The sequence below is a fragment of the Anaerostipes caccae L1-92 genome (assembly GCF_014467075.1).
Classification (GTDB): Bacteria; Bacillota; Clostridia; order Lachnospirales; family Lachnospiraceae; genus Anaerostipes; species Anaerostipes caccae.
In genome coordinates, this window is record NZ_AP023027.1 from 569447 (window position 1) to 592978 (window position 23532).

Annotated in this window: 24 protein-coding genes; 20 read left to right on the forward strand and 4 right to left on the reverse strand. The window is 46.1% G+C overall.

The window, feature by feature from the left end; translation table 11 throughout:
- Nucleotides 1-42: 42 nt before the first annotated feature.
- Nucleotides 43-1935, reverse strand: coding sequence for a coiled-coil domain-containing protein (locus ANCC_RS02930; RefSeq protein ID WP_006567500.1), 1893 nt, complete (start codon nucleotides 1933-1935; stop codon nucleotides 43-45).
- A gap of 2 nt (nucleotides 1936-1937) precedes the next feature.
- Nucleotides 1938-4022 carry an efflux RND transporter permease subunit gene (locus ANCC_RS02935; RefSeq protein WP_006567499.1) on the reverse strand — a complete coding sequence of 695 codons (2085 nt, stop codon included), beginning with the start codon at nucleotides 4020-4022 and terminating at the stop codon, nucleotides 1938-1940.
- Between the two features lie 183 nt (nucleotides 4023-4205).
- On the opposite strand from ANCC_RS02935, the gene ANCC_RS02940 reads away from it, so the two are divergent.
- From ANCC_RS02940 to ANCC_RS03020, 17 genes are all read left to right on the forward strand, one after another.
- Complete coding sequence (locus ANCC_RS02940) at nucleotides 4206-4805, forward strand: TetR/AcrR family transcriptional regulator (protein WP_006567498.1); 600 nt, start codon at nucleotides 4206-4208, stop codon at nucleotides 4803-4805.
- A 113-nt stretch (nucleotides 4806-4918) separates the two neighbouring features.
- Nucleotides 4919-6334 (forward strand): 4-alpha-glucanotransferase, encoded by a 1416-nt coding sequence (gene malQ, locus ANCC_RS02945; RefSeq protein WP_006567497.1) that lies wholly within the window; start codon nucleotides 4919-4921, stop codon nucleotides 6332-6334.
- A 13-nt stretch (nucleotides 6335-6347) separates the two neighbouring features.
- Entirely contained in the window at nucleotides 6348-6998 is a 651-nt protein-coding gene (gene nth, locus ANCC_RS02950) for an endonuclease III (protein ID WP_039946717.1), read from the forward strand.
- Between the two features lie 3 nt (nucleotides 6999-7001).
- Complete coding sequence (locus ANCC_RS02955; RefSeq protein WP_006567495.1) at nucleotides 7002-7706, forward strand: 3'-5' exonuclease; 705 nt, start codon at nucleotides 7002-7004, stop codon at nucleotides 7704-7706.
- Nucleotides 7707-7842: 136 nt separating this feature from the next.
- Nucleotides 7843-9345 (forward strand): VanW family protein, encoded by a 1503-nt coding sequence (locus tag ANCC_RS02960; protein ID WP_156340653.1) that lies wholly within the window; start codon nucleotides 7843-7845, stop codon nucleotides 9343-9345.
- Between the two features lie 13 nt (nucleotides 9346-9358).
- On the forward strand, nucleotides 9359-10348 hold the full coding sequence (locus ANCC_RS02965) for an AIR synthase family protein (RefSeq protein ID WP_156340654.1): 990 nt from the start codon (nucleotides 9359-9361) through the stop codon (nucleotides 10346-10348).
- Between the two features lie 8 nt (nucleotides 10349-10356).
- Nucleotides 10357-10839 (forward strand): Lrp/AsnC family transcriptional regulator, encoded by a 483-nt coding sequence (locus tag ANCC_RS02970; protein ID WP_039946744.1) that lies wholly within the window; start codon nucleotides 10357-10359, stop codon nucleotides 10837-10839.
- Nucleotides 10839-11999 (forward strand): aminotransferase class I/II-fold pyridoxal phosphate-dependent enzyme, encoded by a 1161-nt coding sequence (locus tag ANCC_RS02975; protein ID WP_006567491.1) that lies wholly within the window; start codon nucleotides 10839-10841, stop codon nucleotides 11997-11999. Before ANCC_RS02970 ends, ANCC_RS02975 begins: the two co-directional genes overlap by 1 nt.
- 2 nt (nucleotides 12000-12001) lie before the next feature.
- Nucleotides 12002-12502, forward strand: coding sequence for a tRNA (cytidine(34)-2'-O)-methyltransferase (locus ANCC_RS02980; RefSeq protein ID WP_006567490.1), 501 nt, complete (start codon nucleotides 12002-12004; stop codon nucleotides 12500-12502).
- A gap of 18 nt (nucleotides 12503-12520) precedes the next feature.
- Nucleotides 12521-13243: a DUF975 family protein gene (locus ANCC_RS02985; protein ID WP_006567489.1), complete on the forward strand. Its 723-nt coding sequence runs from the start codon at nucleotides 12521-12523 to the stop codon at nucleotides 13241-13243.
- Nucleotides 13244-13249: 6 nt separating this feature from the next.
- Nucleotides 13250-13987 (forward strand): DUF975 family protein, encoded by a 738-nt coding sequence (locus tag ANCC_RS02990; RefSeq protein ID WP_006567488.1) that lies wholly within the window; start codon nucleotides 13250-13252, stop codon nucleotides 13985-13987.
- Between the two features lie 52 nt (nucleotides 13988-14039).
- A complete protein-coding gene (gene proS, locus ANCC_RS02995) occupies nucleotides 14040-15476 on the forward strand; it encodes a proline--tRNA ligase (protein ID WP_006567487.1) in 1437 nt (478 codons plus the stop codon).
- Nucleotides 15477-15485: 9 nt separating this feature from the next.
- A complete protein-coding gene (locus ANCC_RS03000; protein WP_006567486.1) occupies nucleotides 15486-16835 on the forward strand; it encodes a CCA tRNA nucleotidyltransferase in 1350 nt (449 codons plus the stop codon).
- Complete coding sequence (locus tag ANCC_RS03005; RefSeq protein WP_006567485.1) at nucleotides 16832-17629, forward strand: glycerophosphodiester phosphodiesterase family protein; 798 nt, start codon at nucleotides 16832-16834, stop codon at nucleotides 17627-17629. The genes ANCC_RS03000 and ANCC_RS03005 overlap by 4 nt, the downstream gene beginning before the upstream one ends.
- A gap of 58 nt (nucleotides 17630-17687) precedes the next feature.
- Nucleotides 17688-18740 carry a D-alanine--D-alanine ligase family protein gene (locus tag ANCC_RS03010; RefSeq protein WP_006567484.1) on the forward strand — a complete coding sequence of 351 codons (1053 nt, stop codon included), beginning with the start codon at nucleotides 17688-17690 and terminating at the stop codon, nucleotides 18738-18740.
- A gap of 2 nt (nucleotides 18741-18742) precedes the next feature.
- A complete protein-coding gene (gene murI / locus ANCC_RS03015; protein WP_006567483.1) occupies nucleotides 18743-19561 on the forward strand; it encodes a glutamate racemase in 819 nt (272 codons plus the stop codon).
- Between the two features lie 9 nt (nucleotides 19562-19570).
- Entirely contained in the window at nucleotides 19571-20023 is a 453-nt protein-coding gene (locus tag ANCC_RS03020) for a YwiB family protein (protein ID WP_006567482.1), read from the forward strand.
- Here ANCC_RS03020 and ANCC_RS03025 read toward each other — a convergent pair.
- Entirely contained in the window at nucleotides 19949-20470 is a 522-nt protein-coding gene (locus ANCC_RS03025; protein WP_006567481.1) for a phosphatase PAP2 family protein, read from the reverse strand. The two genes, ANCC_RS03020 and ANCC_RS03025, sit on opposite strands and share 75 nt — an antisense overlap.
- A gap of 93 nt (nucleotides 20471-20563) precedes the next feature.
- On the opposite strand from ANCC_RS03025, the gene ANCC_RS03030 reads away from it, so the two are divergent.
- Genes ANCC_RS03030 through ANCC_RS03040 form a run of 3 tightly spaced genes read left to right on the forward strand, consistent with a single transcriptional unit; the run spans nucleotide 20564 to nucleotide 21970 of the window.
- The gene (locus ANCC_RS03030) at nucleotides 20564-20992 is read left to right on the forward strand and encodes a GNAT family N-acetyltransferase (protein WP_022261201.1); all 429 of its coding nucleotides are present in this window, start codon (nucleotides 20564-20566) and stop codon (nucleotides 20990-20992) included.
- A 6-nt stretch (nucleotides 20993-20998) separates the two neighbouring features.
- Nucleotides 20999-21622 (forward strand): DUF4190 domain-containing protein, encoded by a 624-nt coding sequence (locus ANCC_RS03035; RefSeq protein ID WP_006567478.1) that lies wholly within the window; start codon nucleotides 20999-21001, stop codon nucleotides 21620-21622.
- Nucleotides 21623-21970 carry a DUF2752 domain-containing protein gene (locus tag ANCC_RS03040; RefSeq protein ID WP_006567477.1) on the forward strand — a complete coding sequence of 116 codons (348 nt, stop codon included), beginning with the start codon at nucleotides 21623-21625 and terminating at the stop codon, nucleotides 21968-21970.
- A gap of 59 nt (nucleotides 21971-22029) precedes the next feature.
- Here ANCC_RS03040 and ANCC_RS03045 read toward each other — a convergent pair whose 3' ends face one another.
- The gene (locus ANCC_RS03045) at nucleotides 22030-23397 is read right to left on the reverse strand and encodes a putative bifunctional diguanylate cyclase/phosphodiesterase (RefSeq protein WP_006567476.1); all 1368 of its coding nucleotides are present in this window, start codon (nucleotides 23395-23397) and stop codon (nucleotides 22030-22032) included.
- Nucleotides 23398-23532: the final 135 nt, after the last annotated feature.

Below are 23532 nucleotides of genomic sequence, written 5' to 3' on the forward strand. Positions count from 1 at the left end.
TCGGTATTTAAAACCATTCCATGGCTCTTTTTGAGGCAATTATTACTCGATTTCTTCTGTCTCGATCATGAATTTGACACTGCCTTTTGTTCCTTTTGCTTTTTTTGTAAAGGTCTGATACTTATCGCCCTGTTTTACCGTGTCATTGATCCGATCCAGAGTGTTTTGGACATCATGGTCCATGATGTTTACCAGACGTTTTATGCCGTCCTGGTTAAACTGAATCAGGCCCGTATTGAGGGTGTCAGCCCCTGTGTACAGTGCATCTGTACCGGAGGAAAGTTTGCTGCCGCCGGATGCCAGCGTGCCGGTCGCGGAACTCAATTTTTTGCCCCCGGATGCTGCGGTGTGGATTCCCTGTCCCAGCTGGTTGGTTCCGGATACCAGACTGCTCTGCCCGGATGACAGATCTCCGGCGCCTTTATTCAGTTTCACTGCCGCCGAACGGAGACTGGATGCAGCAGTGGTCAGTTCTCTGGTGTCCAGGCTGTTTAATTTTTTAAAGGATGCTTGAGTGGACGGATCGCTCAGTTTCTGGATCAATGCCTTTGCGGGAGCTAAGGAAGAGGATAAAGCCTTGCTCTGCTGGTCGATAGTGTCATTTTCGTCTTTCATCTTGCCCTGAATGGCCTGCATGGTTCCGATTGCAGTTTTAATATCACCAATGTCAGAGGCATCCGTAACCGTTCCTCTGCCGAGCATAGCGGTAAGGCTGTCGATCTGTCCCTGAAGTGCCTGGCTGTACTGAGTGTTGGCGCTTTTGATGGTCTCAAAAGAGGAAGTAATGGAGTTCAGGCCGGAAGCAAGCTCCTGAAGTTTTTGCTGGCTCGGAAGGCTGCCGGTCAGAGACTTCATACTTTCCAGACCGGAGGCAAGCTCCTTCATCATAGATGGAAGAGACTTTGTTTTCTTCTCCAGTTCGCTGGTCCCTGCCTTTAGATCCTTGGTGCCTTTGCTGAGTTTTTTGGCTCCGGAAATAAGATCATCCTTTTTATCGTCCAGAGTATTTAAGCCTTTGGACAGTTCTTTGGTCTTTTTGTTGAGGACTGCGGTGCCGTTTTTCAGAGTTTTGGAAGCATCTCTTAACTCCTTGACTCCTGAGAGCAGTTCCCCGGAACCATTTACCAGTTTCTCTGATGCATTGGAGAGAGTAGTCAGAGAATCATTCAGTTCATCGATCGAATCCGCTTTATCCAGGCCGAACTCTGAGAGAGTGTCGGCAGATGCCACAGTTGCGGTTACTGTCATCTGGAAATTCTTCACATCCGCAGTAAATTCAAAGGAATCCGGAATATCAAATTTTTGGCCGATGGCACTGTCTTTCAGCTTCAGGCTGTCTGACAGTCCGGGGAAGGCCACACCCATGAGAATGTGTTTGCTGCCGTCGGAAATATCCTTGGCGTTTTCCATTTTCACGTTTGAGAAATGTTCTGTGGGCAGTACCACAGCGGTGATCATGGTAAACGGCGTATAGATCCCGTTGTGTACATCATGGTTTGTAAACTCATAGCGTACCCGGACTTTTCCGCTCTTTCCCACCAAATCCTTCGGGCTGATTTCTTTGCCGTCCAGATAATAAGTTACCTGCATGGAGACCGGAAGTTCTTTGTCGGTTTTTCCCTGATAATAGATGTCATTGCCGTTGGCATCCCAGGTGATGCTGTGTTTGCCGCCTTTCTGAAAAGTCTCGTCACCTTTCACATTTTCGATGTCATTTAAATCAGTAGCATCTTTGATTTCAGCCGATTTCTTTTTGTTTTTCAGCCAGTCGCTGACAATGACTGTCTGTGTATTGCCTTCAGCGTCTGCTTTTACATAGACAGTTTCCTCTTTTTCCTGGGAATCGGCTGCATATACCGGAGCTGCGGCCATTGAAGCGCACAGAACCAGTGAAGCTGCCATGGCCAAAGCCCTGCTCAATGTCTTTTTCCTCATGTTTAGTCCTCCTTTATTTCCTGAATATGGCCCATGCCAAAGGTTGTTTTGCAAATTAATTTATCAAATATCATAAACATCGCCGGAAGGATGCACACAACGCTGACCGTACTGATGACGGCTCCTCTGGCGAGCAGAGTACAGATCGAACTGATCATATCGATCTTGGAGTAAAGCGCTACTCCGAACGTTGCGGCAAAAAAGCTGAGTCCGCTTGTAATAATAGAAAGCATGGATGTCTCGTGGGCGATGCGGATGGATTTCCGTTTTGTATTTCCGCGGATACGTTCTTTCTGATAGCGGCTGGTCATCAGGATCGCATAATCTACGGTTGCGCCCAGCTGAATGGTGCCTATGACAATGCTTGCCACGAAAGGCAGTTCCTCCCCGGTATAATATGGGATAGCCATATTGACGCAGATGGCAAATTCAATGACGGCTACCAAAATAACCGGAAGGGATGCCGATTTAAATACGATCATAATAATGATAAAAATGGCTGCGATCGAAGCGATGTTGACATTGCGGAGATCCACATTGGTTACGTCTGCAAGATCCTTTGTAAGGGGGGCTTCCCCGATTACCATGGATTCTTTGCTGTAACTTTTTACGATGGTATTGATCTTCGCGATCTGCCGGTTGACCTGATCGGTTGCGGTTTTGTAGTCGGAACAGATAAACTCCATCTCATAATGGGGACTGATGAGGTTTTCGCTGATCGTGCCCGGAATCATATCGGTCGGAACGGCGGAACCTACTACAGAATCCATGCCGAGAACCCATTTGACACCGTCTACCTGTTCGATCTTTTTCTGCATCTGAGACTTTTCCTTTGCGGACATGCCGGATTTCAGCATGACCATATGGATATTGCTCATATGAAAATCGTCGCTCAGCTTCTTATTTGCAACATTGCTCGGAAGAGACTGGGGCAGTGATTTATCAATGTTATAGTAGATCTGTGTGTTGTTGTTTCCGTAAACGGCAGGAAACAAAAGGATCAGAAAGATCAAAATCGCTGCCTTGTAATGCTTCGTGATAAAGTGGGAAGCGTTGGACAGATCCGGGATGATGGATTTGTGTGTCGTCTTGTCGATCCATTTGTCAAAGATCAGGATCAGGGACGGCAGAAGCGTTACGCAGCAGATCACACCGATGACCACGCCTTTGGCCATGACCACACCGATGTTCATGCCGAGGGCAAAGGTCATAAAACAAAGGGCTGCGAAACCTGCAATCGTCGTAACGGAACTTCCGGCAACAGACTTAAAGGTGTTGGAAATTGCATGAGCCATGGCTCTTTGTTTGTCGTTGTCAAACCGTACCTTGTTATCTTCATAGCTGTGGAGCAGGAAGATGGAATAATCCATCGTCACACCCAGCTGAAGAATCGCCGTCAGTGCCTTCGTTATGTAAGAGATTTCTCCGAGAAAAATATTGCTTCCAAGGTTATACAGGATCGCGATGCCGATGCTTGCCAGAAACAGGACCGGCGTCAGCAGGGATTCCATTGTGAGGCACAATACGAGCAGAGACATCACCGCAGCGATGACCACATAGATTGGCATTTCTTCCAGTGCCAGGTTTTTAATATCCGTAACGATGCCGGACATGCCGCTGATAAAACACTGTTTGCCGACGACGTGGCGCATCTGACTGACTGCCTCCATCGTTTCGTCGGATGATGTGGTGTTGTCAAACAGGGCAATCATCATTGTCGCATTCTTGTTAAAGAAAACATTCCGGATCTTTTTCGGCAGCATTTCCTTTGGAAACGTGGTATCTGCCAGGTCGTCGTACCAGAGAACCTTTTTTACATGGTCTACTTTTTCAATTTTGTGTTTGATCTTCTGGACGTCTTTTACCTTGGCGTCTTCTACGACGACCATGGAGAAAGCCCCGGTTCCAAATTCATCTACCATAATGTCCTGACCCTTGACTGTCTCCAGTGAATTGGGGAGATAGCTCAGGATGTCATAGTTGATCCTGGTTTTGGAAATGCCGATCAGTGATGGGATCAACAGCAGAACGGAAAGCAGAACGATCAATTTCCGATGCTTTGCAATCCATTTTCCAAATTTAATCATAATCAGTCCTCCTAAATGAATGACCAAAAGTCATTTTTCTTATTAATGGTATACTATAGAAATGACTAAAAGTCAATAATTATCCGAAAGATTCTTTGGTTTTTTGAAAAATATTGACTTATGGTCATTTTTAAGTATAATGATGTTATAACATAGGCAAAAGCAAAAGGGGGATACAGGCCAATGAGTAAAGTAGAAGAAAATAAAAAGAGAAAGAAAACAGCGCTGCTTGACACGGCATATCACCTCTTTACACAAAATGGCTATCAGAAGACATCAATCTCGGATATTGTAAGCCAGGCAGGGGTTGCCAAGGGGACATTTTATCTTTATTTTAAGGATAAGACAGATATCCGTTATAAGCTGATCGCACACCGGGCCGGACTGATTTTTAAAAAGGCTTACAGGGATCTGGAACGAGCTGATATCCGGCTGTTTGAAGACAAAATCGTGTTTTTGGCAGACAATATTATTGATCAGCTGTACCGGAATCCCACACTCCTGAAACTGATCTCCAAACATCTGGGATGGGGCATCTTTAAAAATGCGATCAATGAACCGATGGACGGAGACTATGAAAATATATATGAAGCTTATATGAATCTGATGAAGGAATCCGGAAGGGAATTTGAGGAGCCGGAGACAATGATCTACCTGATCGTGGAATTGATTTCCGGAAGCTGTTACAATGCAATTCTGTTCGGACAGCCCGTCACACTGGAGCAGTTAAAGCCGTTTTTGTATAAAACGATCCGCAGTATTATAAAAAATCATCAAAAATAGTACGATGTACGTTATTTTAAGCAAACAACCACAGGAAATCATGTTATAATGAGGGATACGAAAACTGTTAATCAGATGATGAGACCCTCATCAGTAGTTATAAGGAGTATTGAATGAAATCTTGTGGTATTTTGCTGCCTATCTTCAGCCTGCCGTCTTCATACGGCATCGGGTGCTTTTCTAAAGAAGCCTACCAGTTTGTAGACTTTCTGAAATCAACAGGCCAGTCTTACTGGCAGATCCTGCCTTTGGGTACGATCGGGGAGGGGAACTCTCCATATTTATCCTATTCAAGCTTTGCGGGAAGCGTCTTATATATTGACTTAGAGCAGCTCCAGGCAGAAGGCCTTCTGACTCCTGAGGAATGTGACGGCTGGGAGTTTGCGGACGGCGAGGACAAAGTAGACTATGACAGAGTCTTTATGTCCAGGGAGATCCTGCTCTGGATCGCATACAGCCGCTTCCGCGGAGGAAAAGACTACGAAGATTTCAAACATGTCCACAAAGAGTGGCTGGATGACTTCTGCAGATATATGGATTTAAAACAGCCGGGAAAAGGGAGAGAGTATTTTTGCTTTGTTCAGTACAAGTTTTTGAGCCAGTGGCTGAAGCTGAAACAGTATGCCAATGCAAACGGCATCAGTATCATTGGAGACCTGCCATTCTATGTGGCAAAGGAAGGCGCCGATTTTCTGGCACATCCGGAAATGTTTCAGCTTGACGAACAGGGAGAGCCGAGAGTTCAGGGAGGATGCCCTCCGGATGCTTTTGCGGAGAACGGCCAGCTCTGGTCAAATCCTGTCTATGACTGGGAGTATCACAGGAGTACAGGATATGACTGGTGGATGAAGCGGTTAAGCCACAACTTCCTCTTATATGACGTGCTGAGGCTGGATCACTTCCGGGGCTTTGATGAATACTTTGTCATTCCGGCAGATGCCGAGACAGCAGCAGGAGGCAGATGGGAAAAAGGGCCGGGGCTGGAATTTTTCACGGCATTAAAAGAGAGAGTCGGGGATGTGAAGATCATCGCGGAGGATCTCGGTTTTCTCACAGATTCTGTGAGAGAGCTGCAAAAGGAGATCGGTTATCCGGGAATGAAAATACTGGAATTTGCCTTTGGGGCATGGGATGACAGTGCGTATCTGCCGCACAAATATGAAGAAAATTGTGTGGTTTACACGGGAACCCATGATAATGATACGGTCCTCGGATGGTATGGTGACATGCCGGAGGCAGATAAAAATTTCCTGCATCACTATTTAGACCACAGCACGATTGTGCGCACCGGAGAGGTGAACCTGGATCTGATTTCTCTGGCCCTTGAGAGCAGAGGAAATACAGTGATCATTCCGCTTCAGGATTATCTGGGGCTCGGAAGCCGGGCCAGGATCAATACGCCTTCCACGGTGGGGGACAACTGGGAGTGGAGAGTCACAAAAGAGCAGCTGAACAGTGAACTGAGGAAAACGATCCTCACACTGCATGACCGCTACCGGTCAGAAGAAACTATCGGAGGAAACTCATAAGGAGCAGAAACCTATGGCGAAAGTATCCAAAAGAGTAACAAAGGAACGAGTGAGAAAGATCTGTGATATTCTGAACGAGACTTATACGACAGAATACAAATGTTATTTAAACCATGAAAATGCATGGCAGCTGCTGATTGCGACGATGCTAAGCGCACAGTGTACGGATGCCAGAGTCAATATTGTGACAGAAAAGCTGTTTAAAAAATATACGAGTTTAGAGGCATTTGCCCGGGCAGATATCAGGGAACTTGAGAGAGATATTTATTCCACAGGATTTTATAAGAATAAAGCGAAAAACATCATCGGAGCCGCGGGCCAGATCATTGAGCGGCACGGAGGGGAAGTGCCGGAGAGCATTGAGGAGCTGACCGCTCTGGACGGAGTGGGAAGAAAGACTGCCAATGTAATTCGGGGAAATATCTTCCATGAGCCGAGCATCGTGGTGGATACCCATGTAAAAAGGATCTCCAAAAAATTATATTTGACAAAGAACGACGATCCGGTGAAAATAGAGCACGATTTGATGAAGGTGCTGCCGAAAGAGCAGTGGATTCTCTACAATATTCAGATCATTACCCACGGAAGGAACGTCTGTATCGCCAGACGGCCGAAATGCGGGGAATGTACCCTTCAGAGCGTCTGCCCTTCATGTGAGGTATAGCCTATGAGAGAGTACGTTGCCTTTGACCTGGAAACCACAGGACTTTCCGTGGAGGAAGACCAGGTGATCGAGATCGGGGCGGTGAAGGTCAAAAACGGCAAGATTGCCGGAAAATACAACTGTATTATCTATCCGGAGCGGGAAGTGTCAGATTTTATCATCCGGCTGACAGGGATCACGAGGAAGATGCTGGACGGCGGAATCCCCATGCGCGAAGGCGTGGAGGGTTTCCTCGCATTCAGCGAGGGTTATCCGGTGCTGGGACATAATCTGATGTTTGACTACCGGTTCATGAAAACTGCGGCAAAGAGATTTCGTTATGCTTTTGAAAAAGAAGGTGTTGATACCCTCAGGGCCGCCCGGCTGCTGCTTCGCGGGCTGGAGAGCAAAAAGCTTTCGAGTCTCTGTGAGCATTATCACTATGTCAATCAGGCGGCTCACAGGGCCTATGACGATGCACTGGCAACCGCGGTTGTATTTGAGTCCATGAAGAGAGAATTCGGAGAGGACCAGAAGGTCTTTGTTCCGGAACCGCTTCAGTACCGTCCCAAAAAACTCCAGATGATCACGGCAAAGCAAAAACGGTACTTGAACGAACTGAGGAAATATCATAAAATAGAGGATAACGACAGCATAGACGGACTGACAATGAGTGAAGCTTCCAGGACAATAGACGAGATTATTTCAAAATATGGGGTGATGCGATGAAAAAGAAAAGAATGATCGCCGGGATCATAGCGATCCTTTTGGTGATCGTAATGGTCGGCACGACAGTCGCCGGTTATTTAATGGTGTAATTAAGGACAACAATTTTGCAGACGTGAACATTTTAGGAAGGATAGGTATGTCAAAAAGAATGAAAGCCGGCATTGCTGCCGGGATTTTAGCCGTCATCTGCATTGGTATATTTGTATATATCAGTCAGACGGTAAAAGGGGCTACCAAAGATCATAAAATAGTCCAAGGGGTTATATTTGAAGGGAAATCCCTTGGAGGAATGACGAAAGAAGAAGCGAAAAAAGAAATTGAAGATTATATAGAGAAAGAACAGGCAAAGGATATTACATTCTATGTGGACGGCAAGAAAGCGGTGACGAAACTTTCAAAGACAGGTGTTGCGTGGGATGTGGAGAAAACAGTAAAGGATGCCTATGACGTGGGACGTTCGGGAAGCATTATAAACCGCTATTCCCAGGTCAAGAAAGACAAGATAATCGTAAAGATTGAGCGCAGCTATGACCAGAAGATATTTGACAGGGAACTGGACTCTGCGGCGAAAAAGATTGTCTCAGAGCCCAAAAATGCATCTTTAAAGAGAAAGAACGGAAAGTTTATCATCATAAAAGAAAAGACAGGGTATGCGCTGGACAAAAAGAGTACGTTTAAGGCGTACAAAAAGCAGGTTGAGGCGGAAAGTTTCAAAGTACCTCTGAAAGTTACAAGGAAAAAGGCGGAGTATACCAGCGAAGACATGGCAAAAGTCAAAGATAAGCTGGGGACAAAGACAACCTATTACGGATCTTCCGCACCGGGGAGAAAAGGAAATGTTGCCAACGGCGCAAAGATGATCAACGGAACAGTTGTATATCCGGGAGAAACTTTTTCCGTGTACAAAGCGGTTTCTCCGTTTACGAGCGAGAATGGCTATTACCTGGCAGGCTCTTATGAGAACGGCCAGACAGTGCAGACTTACGGAGGAGGAATCTGCCAGGTCTCTACGACACTTTACAATGCGGTGATCCGGGCGGAGTTAAAGATCAAAGAACGCCACCCTCATTCTATGACCGTATCCTATGTGCCAAGATCTGCCGATGCAGCCATCGCCGGAACTTATAAGGATCTGAAGTTTGAGAACCAGTATGACTTCCCTATATATATAGAAGGAATTGCCGACGGTTCTAATATCACGTTCAGCGTCTACGGACAGAAAACCAATCCGAACCGGCACGTGGAGTTTGTCTCTGAGACGACTTCAGTGAGAAACAGTTCCGGAGAGAAAGCGATCAAGGACCCGACACTGGAAGAAGGGAAACGGGTTGTAGAACAGGTCGGGCATACCGGCTACACTGCGAAGCTTTGGAAGATCGTTAAGGAAAAGGGTAAGAAGACACAGAAGATTCTGTTCAATACGTCCAGCTATATGGCGACTCCGAACACGGTGCGAGTAGGAACCAAGAAGAAAGATAAGGACAAAGACAAGAAGAAAAAAGACACAGATAAGAAAAAGAAAGACAGCAAGCCGACTGAAAAATCAACGGAGAAATCCACAGAGAAGAAAAAGACTCCTGCGAAGAAATCCACAGAGAAGAAGAGTACTCAGGCAGCTCAAACATCCAAAGAGAATTGATCAGGGGAATATCATGAAGATAGGAAAAATTCCGGAAGCCACTTTAAAAAAAGTTATATTAGAACAGCTGGGCACCAGGCGGGACGAAGTCCTGATCGGTCCCGGTATCGGAGAAGACTGTGCGGCTCTGAAGCTTGATGAGGGGGAAGTATTTGTGCTTTCCACTGATCCGATCACCGGGGCGGCCAAAGAAGCTGGCAGGCTGGCAGTGCATATCACCGCCAATGACCTGATCTCCTCGGGAGCCGAACCGTTGGGTCTTATGCTCACAGTCCTGCTTCCTCCGGAGACGAAGGAAAAAGAACTCAGGCAGCTGTCGGCAGAGGTGCAGGAAGAGTGCGTAAAGCTTGGCATTGCGGTGATCGGTGGTCACACAGAGGTGACTGATGTGGTCAGAAAGCCCCTTATTTCTGTTACCGGGATCGGTAAAGTCAAAGAGGAAGAACTTGTTTCTACCAGAGGCGCCAAGCCGGGACAGGATATCGTGGTGACCAAATACATCGGCCTGGAAGGAACCGGTATTATCGCCAGGGAACAGGAACAACTGTTAAAAGAACGTTTTCCGGAAGAGTTTCTTGACGAGGCGAAGGCCTGTCTTGAACAGGTTTCGGTTGTCCCTGAGGGGAAGATTGCGCGAAAGTATGCATCCTCCATGCACGATATTACAGAGGGCGGGATCTACGGTGCTCTCTGGGAAGTGGCTCAGGCCTCAGGTGTGGGACTGGAAGTTGCTGTCGAGGATATTCCGGTGAAGCAGCATACGATTGAGCTGTGTGAGTTTTTTGATCTGAATCCGTACCAGCTGATCTCCAGCGGCTCCATGCTGATCGTTACGGATCACGGGAATGCCCTTGTGAGGGAACTGGAACAGGAAGGGATCAAGGCCTCGGTGATCGGCCGTACCACAGGTTCCAACGATAAGATCATTTACAGACAGGGAAAGGCGGCAAGCCTGGAAGCTCCGAAACAAGACGAATTGTATAAGATTGGAGAGAGATCATGAACCAAGAGCTGAGAGAATCAATATTAAAATTATTAGAAAAGAACAGCCGTCTGGACTTAAAAGAGCTGGCGGTTCTTCTTGATTCTACGGAAGTAGACATCGCCAATGAAATTGCCGAGATGGAGAAAGAACACATTATCTGCGGGTACCATACACTGATCAACTGGGACCACACAAGCAGGGAACAGCTGACTGCCATGATCGAGGTGAAAGTGACACCCCAGAGGGGAGAAGGCTTTGATAAGATCGCAGAACGCATCTACAATTTCCCGGAAGTAAAAGCATTGTACCTCATGTCCGGGGCTTATGATTTCATGGTCATGCTGGAAGGAAAGACAATGAAGGAGATTTCCATGTTTACTTCATCAAAGCTCGCTCCTCTGGAAGCAGTGCTGAGTACAGCAACTCACTTTGTGCTTAAGAAATACAAAGATCACGGAACAGTGCTGGAGGCAAAAAAAACAGATAAAAGACAGGCGGTGACTCCATAATGAAAGATATGCTGTCTAAAAAAGCCGTGATGCTGGAACCGTCCGGTATACGGAAGTTTTTCGATATTGTGAGTGAAATGCCGGAAGCAATTTCCCTCGGCGTGGGGGAACCGGATTTCGACACACCGTGGAGAATCAGAGAGGAAGGTATCTACTCTCTTGAGCAGGGAAAAACGTTTTATACATCCAATGCCGGACTCGTTGAGCTCAGGGATGAGATTTGCAGATATTTAAAAAGAAAATACCACATGCGCTACCACAATGACGAAGTGCTTGTTTCAGTGGGCGGCAGTGAGGGGATCGATGTGGCTCTCAGGGCTATTATAAATCCGGGAGATGAGGTCATTGTGCCTCAGCCGTCATTTGTCTGCTATGTGCCGTGTGTTATTATGGCCGACGGAGTCCCGGTCACTGTGGAGCTGAAAGAGGAAGACAAGTTCAAGCTGACGAGAAAACAGCTTGAGGAGGCGGTGACAGATAAGACGAAAGCCATTATCATGTCGTTTCCGAACAATCCGACAGGCGCTATTATGACGAAAAAAGATTTGGAGCCTATCGCTGATTTTGCGAAAGAGCATGATCTGCTTGTAATCTCTGATGAGATCTATTCCGAGCTTACATACGGACACAAACATGTCAGCATCGGTGCGCTTCCGGACATGAAGGAAAGGACTATCGTTATCAACGGTTTTTCCAAGGCATTTGCCATGACAGGCTGGAGGCTTGGCTATGCCGCTGCTCCGAAAATTATTATGGAGCAGATGGTGAAGATTCACCAGTACGGCATCATGGCTGCGCCGACCACGAGCCAGTACGCGGCGGTGGAGGCACTCCGCGCCTGCGATGACGAAGTGGAGGAGATGAAAAATTCCTATAACCAGAGGAGGCGGTATCTGCTTCACCGGTTCCGGGAATTGGGGCTTGAGTGTTTTGAGCCGGAGGGAGCTTTTTATGCATTTCCGTGTATTAAGGAATTTGGCATGAGCTCAGAGAAGTTTGCGGAAGAACTTTTGAAAGAACAGAAGGTTGCGATCGTCCCGGGAACAGCTTTCGGCGCCTGCGGAGAGGGATATTTGAGAGTGTCCTATGCGTATTCCATCGACGAACTGAAAGAAGCCCTCAGCAGGCTTGGCACATTTATTGAGAAACTAAGGAGATAATCATGCTGCATATTGTTCTGCATGAGCCGGAGATGCCGGCCAATACCGGAAATATCGGAAGGACATGCGTTGCCTGCGGTGCGGTCCTGCATCTGATCGAACCGCTGGGATTTAAACTGAATGAGAAGATGATCAAAAGAGCAGGACTGGACTACTGGGAACACCTGGATGTGAGGACTTATGTGAATTTTGAGGATTTTCTTGAGAAAAATCATCATCCTAAGATTTACATGGCAACTACGAAATCCAGGCAGACCTATGCAGATGTCACTTATGGGGGCGCGGATGAAGACGTCTATCTGATGTTTGGCAAGGAGAGTGCCGGGATTCCGGAGGAAATTCTGCTTGACTACAAGGAAACGGCAGTCAGGATTCCGATGCTTCCTGAGATCCGTTCCCTGAACTTGTCCAACTCTGTGGCGATTGTGGCCTATGAGGTGCTGAGACAGCAGGGATTTGACCATTTCCAGAGAGAAGGGCAGCTGCACCGCTACGAGTGGTAGCAAATAAGGAGAGAGAATATGAGAGAGAGAATGAGGGCAAAGGATATAAGAGAATTTGCTAAAGAAAAACTAAAAGAAAATTTAAAGGTGCTAGTGCTGATTCAGATCATTATTGTACTTATCACCATTGGGATCACAGTATGGGGAAACATGTTCCAGAGACTGATTGGTTCTATGATATTGAACTTTGTGATACAGATTGCAGAGATGTTTTTAGTCTATGCATTTTTTGCAGGAATTACTTTTGCATATTTCATGTGTTCTGTTGGCCTGAAACCAAGAGTAGAAGATGTATTTTATGTGTTTTTAAAAAAGAAGAAATCGATTTTATGGGTGATTTTAAGAAAATGTATTATGATTCAGGTGTACGCGGCAATATTTAGTTTCTTTGGTGGATTATTAGGCGCAATACTTTACGTTGACAGCAGTCCTTTCATTCTTACCTCCAGCGTATTAGCTGTGGTCATAGTGGAACTTCGTTATTTTCCTGCAATATATTTGCTGATAGATGGGGAAGAAAAAGAAGCAAAGAAAGCAGTATGGCGGGGCACTGATTTGATGAAAGGGAATTATAAGAGGCTGATTTTCTTATATCTTTCTTTTATTCCGTGGATGCTGCTCGGTGTCCTGACCCTTGGAATTGGCTTGTTTGTGGTCGCTGCATGGCTGCAGATTTCTATGGCTGTATTTTATAAAGACTTGAAGGAACAAGAAAAGGCAAAGACAGGGACGGCGGCATAAAAGAGAATGAAATTCAGGGATATTTGGGAATTAGCGAAGACAAGGGCCAAAGACAGCCTCTGCACTTTGGTTATAATTGAAGTCATTATTATAATGATCGTCATGGGTCTTCAAACATGGAAAATAGGCTTAGTGATGTTGTTCCCTTTTCTGGCGCCTGCATTGCTGATACAAATTTCAAAACAGCTGCTGATGTTTATTTTTTGGACAGGAAATATTTTTGCTTGTATGATGACAGCTATGGGTGTGGAAGCGAACGTAGAATATATCTTTTATGTATTTCAGAGTAAGTCAAAAGGAATTTTATGGCTGCTTCTGAGAAAAGTTTTAATGATGAATGTGTATTTACTTTTGTTTTCTTGTACTGCCGATATTTTAAACATAACACAATATCTGAAGCCTTCATATTGGTCATTAATTGAACTCATACTGGCTGTCATCGTCGTAGAGCTGCGTTATTTTCCCGCATTATATTTACTTCTGGACGGGGAAGAGCAGAAATGCGGCCCGGCAGTGCGGCGGGGAATCAGCATGATGCATGGTAATTACTTGAGATTAATCGCGTTTTGGCTGTTTTTTCTCCCGCGGCTGTTCATCGGTCTGCTGTTCCTGGGAGTGGGCATTCTGGTGGTCGCTCCATGGGTTCAGGTTTCTCTGGCCACATTTTATATGGAATTAAAGCAGCAGGAAAAGATAAGAATACGCAGTAAGACGGAAGATGACATCAGACAAGGCAGTACATGAGAAATAAAAAGATATTTTAAATAAATTAAGAGATAAGAAGGAGATCAATCACATGGCAAAAGAAAAGAAGCTGGTAGAAGCCATCACTGCAATGGATGAAGACTTTGCACAGTGGTATACCGACGTTGTTAAAAAGGCAGAATTAATTGAATATTCCAGTGTAAAAGGATGCATGATCCTTCGCCCCAACGGATATGCCATTTGGGAAAATATTCAGAAAGTAATGGATGCTAAATTTAAAGAGACAGGTGTGGAAAATGTGGCAATGCCGATGTTTATTCCGGAAAGCCTTTTGGAGAGAGAGAAAGACCACGTGGAAGGCTTTGCGCCGGAAGTTGCGTGGGTGACTCACGGAGGGAATAAGAAGCTCGAGGAGCGTCTCTGTGTAAGGCCGACTTCTGAAACTCTGTTCTGTGATTTTTACTCTAATATCATCCAGTCTTACAGGGATCTTCCGAAGTTATATAATCAGTGGGTGTCCGTAGTCCGCTGGGAAAAGAGCACGAGACCGTTCCTGCGCACCTCTGAGTTTTACTGGCAGGAAGGCCATACGGCCCATGCGACAGCCGACGAGGCTGAGGAGCGCACGGTTCAGATGTTAAATATGTATGCGGACTTCTGCGAGCAGTACCTGGCAATTCCGGTTGTCAAAGGACAGAAGACGGAGAAAGAAAAGTTTGCAGGGGCCAATGCCACTTATACGATCGAAGCGCTGATGCATGACGGAAAGGCTCTTCAGTCAGGGACAAGCCATAACTTCGGAGATGGATTTGCTAAAGCGTTTGATATCCAGTATACCGATAAGAACAACAAACTGCAGTATGTCCATCAGACATCATGGGGCATGTCCACACGTATTATCGGGGCGATCATTATGGTCCACGGCGACGATTCAGGGCTCGTGCTGCCTCCGAAAATCGCACCGGTACAGACGATGATCGTGCCGATCATGCAGAAAAAAGAAGGAGTTCTCGAAAAAGCAGAAGAGATCAGAGAGTGCCTTTCTAAAAATTATAAAGTAAAAGTAGACGATTCCGACAAGAGTCCGGGATGGAAGTTCAGTGAACAGGAAGTTCAGGGAATCCCAACCAGGATCGAGATCGGACCGAAAGATATCGAAAAGAACCAGGCAGTGATTGTGCGCCGCGATACGAGAGAAAAGATTTTTGTTTCTCTTGACGAGATCGAATCAAAGCTTTCCGAAGTGCTTGACCAGATGCAGAAAGACATGCTGGAACGGGCGAAAAAGCATTTAGAGGAGAATACTCACGAGGCAGGAAACTGGGATGAGTTTACGGAGATCATCGAAAAGCAGCAGGGCTTCGTAAAAGCTATGTGGTGCGGGGAAACCGAGTGTGAAGAAGCCATCAAGGACGAGACAGGGGCTACCACCAGATGCATGCCTTTTGAACAGGAACATCTCGGGGATGTGTGCGTTCACTGCGGAAAGCCGGCCAAAAAGATGGTTCTTTTCGGAAAAGCATATTAAAGGAAGTTTATGTTTAAGATTGAGATACCTGAAAAAGCAAAACAGATCATAAATCAGCTGGAACAGGCCGGCTACGAAGCATATGTCGTAGGCGGCCCGGTCCGGGACTGCATTTTGGGGAAATGCCCTACGGACTGGGACATTACCACATCCGCATCTCCTTACCAAGTAAAGGAGATTTTTTCATATACAATTGATACGGGAATCGCTCACGGTACGGTGACAGTGATGATGGGAAAAGAACCATTTGAAGTGACGACCTACCGGGTGGATGGAGAATACAGAGACCACAGAAGGCCGGAGGAGGTCTGTTTTACCAAATCCCTGAAAGAAGATCTGCTGAGAAGAGATTTCACCATCAATGCCATGGCATACAACGACAGGGATGGACTGACCGATTATTACGGAGGAGTGGAGGACCTTAAAAAGAAGACGATCCGCTGCGTGGGGGATGCCCGCAGGCGTTTTGACGAGGATGCGCTCAGAATTTTGAGAGCGCTGCGCTTTCAGGCACAGCTTGGCTTCGTGATAGAAGAAGAGACAAAGCAGGCCATACAAAAACAGGCAAAGTTCTTAAAGGATATCAGCGCAGAGAGGATTCAGACGGAGCTCACAAAACTTCTCCTGTCCGATCACCCGGAAACGATCCTTGACGCATATGATCTGGGCGTTACAAAAGTGGTGCTCCCGGAATTCGACCGGATGATGGAGACACCTCAGAATAACCCTCATCACTGCTATAACGTAGGAGTTCATACGGTGGAGGCTTTAAAAAATACTGAGCCGGACCATATACTGCGGTGGACGATGCTGCTCCACGATGTGGGAAAGCCTGAAGCCAGAGTCGAAGGGAAAATAAAAGACAGTTTTCAGGGACATAACACTATCGGAGAAGAGGTGTCCAGGAAGATTTTGAAAAGACTGAAATTTGACAACCAAACCATAAAGCAGGTGACCAGACTTGTATATTGGCATGACGTACGGTTCGGTTCTTTGGATGAGGTCAGCAAAAAGACTGTGAGACGCTGGGCCAGCAGAATTTCGGTGCCGCTGTTTGAGAAACTTTTAAAAGTCCAGCAGGCAGATATTTCAGCCCAGAGCACTTTTATGCAGGAGGAAAAGCAGCAGATCCTTGACCGTACGAGACTGCTGTTTGAGGAAATCAAAGAGGAAGAGGACTGTCTTCAGGTGAAAGATCTGGCTCTTGACGGAAAGGACCTGATCAGTCTGGGGATGAAACCCGGCAGAGAAATAGGAGAAATGCTGGCAGGACTTTTAGAACTTGTTTTAGAAGATCCGGCCAAAAATAAAAGGGAAGTATTGGAGCAGGCTGTCAGGAAGAAAAGAGGAGAGTTATGATCATACTTGTGATTCCGTTTTGTATCTTTCTTTACCTGTATATGATCTATCCCGGGAAGCCAAGAAAACATCCGGTGCTGGAAACGAAATGTTTTGCTCACCGGGGGCTCCACGGCTTTCACGGGATACCGGAAAACTCTATGGAGGCTTTCAGGAATGCGGTTACCTACGGATATGGGATTGAACTGGATGTACAGCTTACAAAAGATGATGTGATGGTCGTCCATCATGATTACGATCTGAAGAGAACCTGCGGTGTCAACAAAACGATTCGTGATCTGACCTACCGGGAGCTTAAGAGATATTCTCTGATGGAGACAAAAGAACGGATTCCCCGGTTTGCGGATGTGCTGGCTTTGGTAGACGGAAAGGTGCCGCTTCTGGTGGAACTGAAAATGGAGCACTGTGACCGGAAACTCTGCCGGCTGGCGGCGGAAGTGCTGGATCAATACCGGGGACTCTACTGTATGGAATCTTTTCATCCGTTTGCACTGTTCTGGTTCAGGCTAAACCGTCCGGAAGTCATACGCGGGCAGCTGTCCATGAATTTCAGAAAGGATCACCATAAGGGGAACCAGCTTGCCTACTGGGCGGAACAGAATCTTTTGACGAACTTTGCCACAAAACCGGATTTTATTGCATACAAATATATTTACTGGGAGGAGCCGTCCCTAAAGCTGTGCCGGAAGATTTCGGGAATCCCGGTCTATGGATGGACGTTCCGGAGCAGAGAGGAATATGAAAAGTACCGCAGAAAGTTTTATGGATTTATTTTTGAAAAGTTTATGATATAATGTACGCGAAGCGTGAATATGATAGCATTGCGCACTCGGAAGGAGATGTAAGTCAGAGATGAAGAAAAATATCGCTGTGATCTTCGGGGGAAGATCCTCCGAACATGAAGTGTCCTGTGTTTCGGCTGCCACAGTCATACGAAGCCTGGATGAAGAAAAATATAATGTGATTTTAGTGGGGATAACAAAAGACGGCCGCTGGCTGCTTGTGGATAAATTAAAAGAGATTGAAGACGGAAGCTGGAGAGAATCCAGGGTGAATGCGATTATTTCTCCGGATACAGAAGATAAGGCATTGGTACTCCTCGCAGAGGGTACATACCGGCTGCAGCCTGTGGATGTAATCTTCCCGGTGCTTCACGGTTTAAACGGAGAAGACGGGACCATTCAGGGACTGTTTGAAATGGCTCAGATCCCGTATGTGGGATGCGGGGTACTGGCTTCCGCGGTATCGATGGATAAGGTTTATACAAAGATCATTGTGGAAGACCTTGGAATCCGGCAGGCACAGTTTGTCCATATCCGCAGGAGTGACTTAACTCAGATGGAGGACGCTCTTGACCGGGCAGAGGCAAAGCTTTCTTATCCGATGTTTGTGAAGCCTTCCCGGGCAGGGTCTTCCGTGGGAGTTTCCAAGGCGGAGGACAGGGAAGCACTTTCAAAAGCACTGTCAAAGGCTGCCGAACATGACCGCAATATTTTAGTGGAGGAGACCATCGTTGGACGGGAAGTGGAATGCGCCGTCCTCGGAGGAAAAGAGATCAAGGCTTCCGGTGTGGGAGAAATTCTGGCCGCTGCCGATTTCTATGATTATGATGCCAAATATAATAACCAGGAATCAAAGACCCTGATCGATCCTCCGATGCCGGAGGAGACGAGAGAGGAGATCCGGAAATCCGCAGCTGAGATTTTTAAGGCTGTTGACGGATACGGTCTTTCCCGCGTAGACTTCTTTATTGCAGAGAATGGGGAGGTCGTGTTCAATGAGATCAATACACTTCCAGGATTTACGTCCATCAGCATGTATCCGATGCTCTGGGCGGCCCAGGGAATCAAAACGCCGGCCCTTGCAGACGAGCTGATCCGTCTTGCGGAAGAAAGGTTTGAATAAAAATGAGCAGTGTACATGACAATGCACCCATCGGAGTATTTGACTCAGGGGTCGGGGGGCTTACCGTAGCCAGGGAGATCATGAGACAGCTTCCCGATGAGAGTCTGATTTATTTTGGAGATACGGCCAGGGTACCCTATGGTACGAAGTCGAAAGATACGGTCATCCGGTACTCCAGGCAGATCGTAAATTTCCTGTTGAGCAAAAATGTAAAGGCCATTGTGATAGCCTGCAATACGGCCAGCGCCCTTGCTATGCACAAGCTCCAGCAGGAATATATCGTTCCCATGATCGGCATGGTGCGTCCAGGGGCTATTGCGGCCGCCAGGGCCACGAAGAATCACCATATCGGCATCATTGGAACCAATGCCACTGTAAAGAGCGGCCAGTATGGAAAGTATTTAAGGGAACTGAACCCGGATGTAACCGTGGTGACAAAAGCCTGCCCTCTGTTTGTGCCCCTCGTGGAAGAGGGACTGATCGACGACAGGATCACAGAAGACATGGTATCCAGATATTTGCGGGAGTTTGACCAGTATCAGATCGATTCCCTGATCCTTGGATGTACCCACTATCCTTTGCTGCAAAATCCCATCAAAAATTTTGTGGGTGACAATGTAACCTTGATCAATCCCGCCTACGAGACGGCGAAATCTCTGAGGGAACTTCTGAAAGAAAGGGAGATGGAGGCGGAGAGCGGCCATACAGCTGAGTATCATTATTATGTCAGCGATATGGAAGATCAGTTTCTGAGTTTTGCGGACCGGGTTCTGCCCTGTCATGTGGAAAAAGTACAGCCCATAGATATTGAAAGGTATTAGAGGAGACAAATGAACAAAGAAGTGATTATCAATATTTCCGGTCTTCAGCTGGATGCCGGTACGGAAGAACCTATTGAGCTGATGACGACAGGGGATTACTATCTGAAAAACGGAAAGCACTATGTCATTTATGATGAGCTGACCGACGATTCCCAGGTCGTAAAAAACCGTCTTAAGATCAGCCCCAAGGTCGTGGAAGTAACAAAAAAGGGAGCCAGCAGCTCCCATATGGTATTTGAGCGGGGAAAAGAAAACCTCACTTATTATGACACTCCTTTCGGAAGTCTCTTGCTTGGGATCAACACAAGCAAGATCGACTTTGAGGAGAAAGAGGACAGCATGGCGCTGCACATCGACTACGGACTGTCCATTAACTCAGACCACGTTTCAGACTGTTCCATCGACGTGTCCATTGCGTCGAAGCAGCAGGAACACAGTGACTGCACAGACAGTGCCCAGTAGGATCCCGCCGAGGACATCGGTTGGATAATGTACATACAGATACAGCCTGCTGAACGCGATCAGTGCTGCCAGGACAAAAGCTGGGATTCCCAGCTTTTTGTCGTATAAAAACAAGGATACGGCGGCACAGAAAGAAGAAGCTGTATGACCGGACGGAAAAGAATACCGGCCCGGAGGAGGAATCAGAAGTTTGATATCCCGATAGGTAAAAGGTCTTGCCCGGCCCACCAAAGGTTTGATGATATGATCCCCCAGTATGTAAGTAACCAGCATGGCAATGAGCATGCCGACACCTGCTTTTCTGTATTTTTTTGTGAACAGAAGGATAACGGCGATCAGAATCCATATCGTGCCCGCGTCGCCTAAATGTGTGATCCTGGAGAAGAAATCATCCAGGAACGGGGTTCTTACATGTGTTTGGATAAAGTCGAGTATTTGAAAATCCATAAAGGCTCCTCACTTTTTTTATTAAATTATATCACAAAACCGGGCTTCGTGTTATAATATCAAAATGAATTACAACAGATAGAAGGAATGAAGATGATTACACTAGTTGCAAATCACATCGGAGTGGATACCTACCTTTGGCTCCGGGAAGCCGTAGGCTTTAAAAAGCTCACCAGGACTCAGGCCGTGAAGGCGCTGAAAAACAGTCTTTATGTGGTGGCGGCCTATGCGGATGACAGGATCGTCGGCATGGGGCGGATCGTGGGGGACGGAGCGGTCATCTGTTATATCCAGGATCTCATGATACATCCGGACTACCAAAAGGCGGGTGTAGGAAGCAAAATAATTGAAAATCTGATTGCTTTCGTGGAGAGTATCCGGGAGGATGACACAGAGATGATGCTGGACCTGATGTGTGCAAAGGGAAGGGAAGCCTTTTATGAGGCCCATGGTTTTATTTCCAGGCCAAATGAGAGTCTGGGACCCGGCATGATAAGATACCTAAAGGAAAGGAGAGCATAAAAATATATGGAAGAGAAGAGATATGACCCTTATACGGGAGAAGAGATCAAGGAACCGGTGCAGGAGTTTGAAAGTCAGGAAGAGAATGATATCCAGAGAGAGACTGAAGTTCAAAGCGAACCGGAAGCAGAGGAGGTGCAGTCTCAGACAGCTTCATCTGATACGATTGTAGTAGGTGAGAGCGGATATTATTATCAGCAGAATCAACAGGCGAATTACGGATATCAGGGAGGCCAGACCGGCGGACCGGCATATCAGAGTCAGGAAGAGCCCCCTCAGAACAATTATGCAACGGTCTCTCTTGTGCTGGGTGTCCTGGCGATCGCACTGGCCTGCTGCTGTTTTCCGGTATCATTTGTCCTTGGCATCGTTGCGATCGTATTATTCTGTATTTCCCCGAAATACATGGGAAAGAAAGACGGCAAGGCTGTGGCAGGTCTGATCTGCGGCATCTGCGGACTGGTCCTCTCCATCATGATCACTGTTTTCGTGGCTGTAAATCTTGCAGGCGGCGATTTTGAGAGCTACATTAATAATTATGATACTCATGACACCAAGCCTGATAACGATGATTTTTGGGATGATACGGACGATGTAGACACAAGTGACAACTGGGACGAAGAAATCTAAATGATGCAGAAGATTCTAAAATTTATTCCGGCATTTCCATGTGTATTTAAGCTGGTCACCAATCTTTACTGCCCCGCCTGCGGAGGGACCAGGGCGGCGCTGGCTTTTTTAAGGCTTGATTTTTTGACATCGCTGAAATGCAATCCAACGTTTGCCTATCTTGTATTGATTGCGGGGTGGCTTGGCATTGGAGCATTGGTCAGGAAAACAGGAAAGGGAACTGGGGAAATCTTTCGTTTCCGTATGTGGATGCTGTATGTGGGACTGGCAGTATTTTTTGGATTTGGTATACTGAGAGATATAAGATTATATTTTTATCATTATGATTATTTGGGAGATTTTTATTAATTAAATGCGTGTAACACAGAAAGCAGTGCGGAAACGAAAAAGGTTCCGGCACTGCTTCATTATTTGAATACTTTCTGCTTCTGCATTGTATCCTTCCATTTTTCAAATTCATCGATTGTCAGGGGCTTGGAAAAATAATACCCCTGAACCATCTCACAATGGAACTGTTTTAAAAGTTCCATCTGTTCCTTTGTTTCTATTCCCTCCGCTACCAGATGGATACCTAACTTCTCTGAAATTTCAATAAATCCGGAGATGATTGTCTGGGCCTTTGGGTTTGTCATATCGACAAAGAACTGACGGTCCAGCTTTATTGTATCCACATCAAAATCCTTCAGCAGTGCAAGTGCAGAATACCCAACACCGAAATCATCCAAGGCACAATGAAATCCCAGCCTGTGCATTTGTTTAATGCAGTTCTTCACCATCTCCCGCTGCTGCTTGTCTAAAAAACTGTATTCGGTTAATTCAAATTCAATCATACCGTCGGGAATCCCATACTTGGCCTTTAATTCAGAAAACTTTCTGAGAAAATTCAGGTCCTTGAAATGCGCTCTGGATAAATTAACGGATATCGGAAACAGATCCTTCTGCTGTTCTATCCGCTTATGAAGATAAGCGCAGACTGTCTCGTATACATACAGATCCAGTCTGCAAATTTTACCGTTCTCTTCAAACAGCGGTATAAAGTCTGAAGGACAGATCATGCCTTTATCCGGATGAATCCATCTGACCAATGCCTCGGCTCCGCTGAGTGTCAGATCAGCCAATCTGACCTTGGGCTGGAGATAGATCTGAAAATCTCGTTTTTTTATGGAGTCTTCAAACATAGTGTTCAGTTCATACTCTAACTGCATCTGTTTTGCCATCTCCGGATGAAAGAAAGAACACGGATCTGTTCCGTGCCGCTGTCTGCAGGCTGTCCTGGCCCGGTCAAGTACGATCGTGACATCCAGTTTCGGGTCATCAACAAGATAAATGCCCTGCAGAATAGTAAACTGATATTCAATATCTGAAGATGCATTAAAAGAATTGATATCTGCAGTCATTTTCTGGAGCCGGTATCTGATTGCTTCTTTGCTGTGTTCTTTCAGACAAAGAAAAAAACAGTCTGAATTGTCCCGGGCAGCTATTTCTCCGGTGCAGATGTGCCGGATGAGCTTACTGTAGATATACTTTAATGTATCATTTCCTGCAGCAGATCCAAAATATTCATTTATAAATTTAAAGCCTTTTATATTTAGAAAAACGACCGCATAAGTGGAAGGTTCCATCCGAGCCGCCAGTTTTTCATATGCTGCCCGAAATGCCGTATCATTCATTCCTCCTGTCAATGCATCTGTGAATGCGATCCTTTCAACCTGCTTTTGTCTTAGCCTGTAAAAAAGAATTACAGAAAGAAAAAGAAAACAAACTAAATAAGTCATTATTATCACCCCAATAATACTCCCTTAGAATAATACCACTGTCTCACAAATTCATCAATCATAAATCTGTGTACATATACGCATAGCCTGCCAACAGTACAGTGTCAGTGTCTCAACAGTGAGGAGAGTATTTTC